Here is a 3345-nt window from a genome sequence, read left to right as displayed (position 1 = left end):
ATTGAGCAGGTTTCGGGGAAGTGATGTCGGGGGTGGTGTTGGGGGTTGTGGGGTTTGCGATGGTCGAAGACCGCCCTTCGGGCATCGCGCCATCGATACCATCCTTGATATCACACCTATTAATTCCACCCAGACTTTCACCTTTTAAAATTCTCGACGGATTCTGTATTACCTAGCATTATCACCCCTATCCACTCAAGCTAAGGTTTAGCTTTTCATTTTCCGCACGGATTCTATATTACCTAATTAACCACATTAATCCACACCCAAAAACTATAAAAACGACCCCCAAGTTCTTCCAGTTTGGGAGGTCGTTGATGCCTTACCTAAATTATATCGAGGTGACTTATCATACTCAACGAAAATACCTCATTAGCAATACTCAGCAAGTCCATTCCCACATCAACCAAGCCGCTTTACCGATTGCATCAGCGGCTCCATACGCCAAAGGGTATCGGTCGAGTGATTGGCATTCAACAATGCCCAGGTCCTGATCAGGCTCGCTGGTTCTATCGACGCTCTGATGTCCCCGATCAAGAGGCCATCTGGGAACCCACTTGGTGGGTCGAGGAACAGCTCTGGCCTGCACTTGATACTTTCATGATTTCCATTGAAAAACCTGAGCTGGACAAACCCCACACAGTTTATCTGGCTACGGTTGAGGAGCTAATGAAAGACTTCTACAACATTAGTCAGAAAATGTCGGAATGTGGCGAGTCTTGGAAAATTACGCTGGAACGGCCTAAATTCGACACTGAAGACGGGGAGTGATGAGCGCTTTTTTTGAACTGAGATTTGTGATTGTAAACCTGATGCCAAATCACAGAGGCATCGGGCTATCTCGTTCATCCGGGCAGCAGTACGCAGCAGTTGCAGGGAAATATTCTACCAAAAACAGTAAAACGGCCTCCCAGTTCTTCCGGTCTGAGAGGTCGTTGACTCATTCCTCTAAATTATATCGAGGCTACCCACCATGCTTTACGACAAGCCGCTATTACAAAGTAAACCCAAGTTCCGCATTCACCAGTATGTGAGTACATCCAGACTCGATGGCCGTATTACAGGGATTAGACAAGAGGTTGAGGGTAATCATCAGCAATGGTGGTATCAACTGATGTCAGCAGGACCAGAGAATACCACCAGTTATTCCTGGTGGCCGAAGGATGGCTTGGAGGAAATCCACGATATCTTTTCAGTCGATTTGATGGAAGGAAATGACCAAATCACTGGAATGTATGTTGGCTCTGTAGATGAAGCCATAGAATTTGTCCGTCAATACGGGGAAGCAGCGCTGAGGGTCTATGAGCAAATGGGCCGTAAGCAGGAAGTACGGATCTCGTTTTAGGATGTGCGGGATAGCGATGATGAGCCAGAGGACTGCAACGATGAGATGGAGTCCGAAACAGTCTCAATACCTTAAACCCAGAACTTTTAGATTCCACCTAGATTCTATATTGCCAAGCCAAGCCACTTCACCACATCCAAGCAATCGGAGGTAAGCCATTGAAACTCAAATTTCATAAAATCTTGTCAGCTCACAACATAGCGCTGGCGTCCTTTTGGATAATAGCGATGACCTCATGGAGTGGCCTAGCCATATTGCACAAAACAGGGGACAACAAATTAACCCCCCATGAATGGGTCTTTGTTATTACCGGGTCATTGTCCCTGATTGGTGGGTGCTGCTTGGCTAAAGCAAAGTCAGGCAACTGGACTCTTGAAAATGAAAAGCCCAATCATCACATAGGTGATTTTGGAGATGATCAAGGGTCCAGATCTCGTGATGAGTATGTCCATAACCATCTCATTCTGAAGACTTCGTTTGATTTAGTGGAGAGAGAGCGACAAGCTAGACGCAAACTAATCGCGAAGATTAGCGATTTTGGCACTGGCTCTAATCCATTGGAGTCTTTACAAGAGGCTATTCAGATTTGCTCAGATCCTCGCCTCTGGATTGAACCTGCCAGGGCCGAGACGGTTCATATGGATGTTGAACGGTTTTACCGGGAGGGAAAAATCTGGCCCATTGTCCACGAGAACAGAATCATGTGGAGTCTCAATCCTGACTATGATCCACCGAATAATATTGAAGAAGTCGAGCAAACACCATTCCGTCCCTATCCCTATTGCCTCTGGTGTAAGTACTTCGGCGCACATGATAATTTTTGTGCGGTTGTCCCTTTTGGCTGGACAGATGACCTATTAGAGCGGTGCCAAGAATTTGACTCTGAATACTGGGATGCTGAAACTCTAGCTGTTATTGACGACAGCATTCCATTCTAAGGAGGGGATGTTGGTAAATGGAGTTGTGATCGCAACATCTGGAATTCTAACCCCAACACACGTAAAACAATGCTGACACTATTTCTTTGGTGCAGAAAAACATGAGGTGCGCTGCATACAATCTACCGGAGAGTCTGACGATATCGCCTCTACCCATAGACTAGAGGTGGGGGGAACCCAGTGATAGCCGTGGTCTTTTTGTAGACTAGCACACAGGATCTTTGCGCTGAGTATTGCTGTGGCGTTCTCGTAGGTGTAAACCTCTAGTTCTGCGAACGGTGGTGCTTCAAACTGGAGTTGCTGGCTCGGCAAAAGGGTACGTTCTAAGAACTGGTGAGGAAGAGTGACAACTCTCACAACCTGAATTGCTTGGGTTTTATTAACGTAGGAACAGGAAACGTTGTTGTTTGCTGCTTCTTCGCTACGCTGTTTCTCCGTCCTGCGAATTAGCGTCTTCATCCAGCTTGCTCCTTTTCCTGTGATTGATTGCTATTTTTTGCAACAGTATCCCCTCTCCACCGTTTAGAGAAAGCCTATCCAAGAAAGATGTGGACACTGTGAGGAAAATTGACTTTCTGCTAAGTTTGCCCAATATCGAGACATTTCCGATCCAATTCCCTGATTTCTCCAGCCTGGAGCCGTCACCATTGCTCTAAGTCGCCACGCAGCATCCCCGTGCCAGGTTGAGAGAATGAGGGTACACAGCAGATGACTTCTCCCTGCTGGTTTAATGCCCCATAATGTCGGGTTTCCTGGTCCTGGTCTTCTGGGGAAATGACCTCAGCGATAGGTAAACCTGGCCGCAAAACTTGGTGTCGAAGTTGGAGGATATGATCGGCGGTCGTCCTGGTGAAGGTGATCATGAGCCTGGGTTCTGGGGCATGATCGCTGATCCATCATTTAAGATAAATCTGGCATTGGACCGCACCAGCGTTTCAATACGGTCCAGTCGATTTGGGTCTTTGGTGGTCATCGCTGTTCCTCGTCTCTGGAAGCCAAGGGTTGCAAAGCTTTGATATCTGTTATCCAGCGATGCAGGGCACTTTCTGCAAGATCCCTGCT

The 3345-nt window shown here is 47.1% G+C and carries 6 protein-coding genes; 3 read left to right on the top strand and 3 right to left on the bottom strand.

From position 1 onward, the window contains the following. Nucleotides 1-423 precede the first annotated feature (423 nt). The 3 genes from Q0986_RS13545 (at nucleotide 424) to Q0986_RS13535 (ending at nucleotide 2283) form a co-directional block, all read left to right on the top strand. Entirely contained in the window at nucleotides 424-771 is a 348-nt protein-coding gene (locus Q0986_RS13545; protein ID WP_299411132.1) for a hypothetical protein, read from the top strand. Nucleotides 772-973: 202 nt separating this feature from the next. Next, complete coding sequence (locus Q0986_RS13540) at nucleotides 974-1345, top strand: hypothetical protein (protein ID WP_299411130.1); 372 nt, start codon at nucleotides 974-976, stop codon at nucleotides 1343-1345. Nucleotides 1346-1572: 227 nt separating this feature from the next. Further along, complete coding sequence (locus Q0986_RS13535; protein WP_299411128.1) at nucleotides 1573-2283, top strand: hypothetical protein; 711 nt, start codon at nucleotides 1573-1575, stop codon at nucleotides 2281-2283. A 78-nt stretch (nucleotides 2284-2361) separates the two neighbouring features. On the opposite strand, the gene Q0986_RS13530 is transcribed toward Q0986_RS13535, so the two are convergent. The 3 genes from Q0986_RS13530 to Q0986_RS13520 all read right to left on the bottom strand — a co-directional run. Beyond that, nucleotides 2362-2742, bottom strand: a complete 381-nt coding sequence (locus Q0986_RS13530; protein WP_299411126.1) for a DUF1830 domain-containing protein — start codon at nucleotides 2740-2742, stop codon at nucleotides 2362-2364. 182 nt (nucleotides 2743-2924) lie between these two features. Next, nucleotides 2925-3146 carry a hypothetical protein gene (locus Q0986_RS13525; RefSeq protein WP_299411124.1) on the bottom strand — a complete coding sequence of 74 codons (222 nt, stop codon included), beginning with the start codon at nucleotides 3144-3146 and terminating at the stop codon, nucleotides 2925-2927. After that, nucleotides 3143-3345: hypothetical protein (locus Q0986_RS13520; RefSeq protein WP_299411122.1), on the bottom strand; the 203-nt coding region annotated here is incomplete at its 5' end. The genes Q0986_RS13520 and Q0986_RS13525, both read right to left, overlap by 4 nt.

This window comes from Acaryochloris sp. IP29b_bin.148 (assembly GCF_028285565.1).
Taxonomy (GTDB): domain Bacteria; phylum Cyanobacteriota; class Cyanobacteriia; order Thermosynechococcales; family Thermosynechococcaceae; genus Acaryochloris.
Note: the sequence above shows the minus strand (reverse complement) of the source record. Positions and strands in the feature narration are given on the sequence as shown.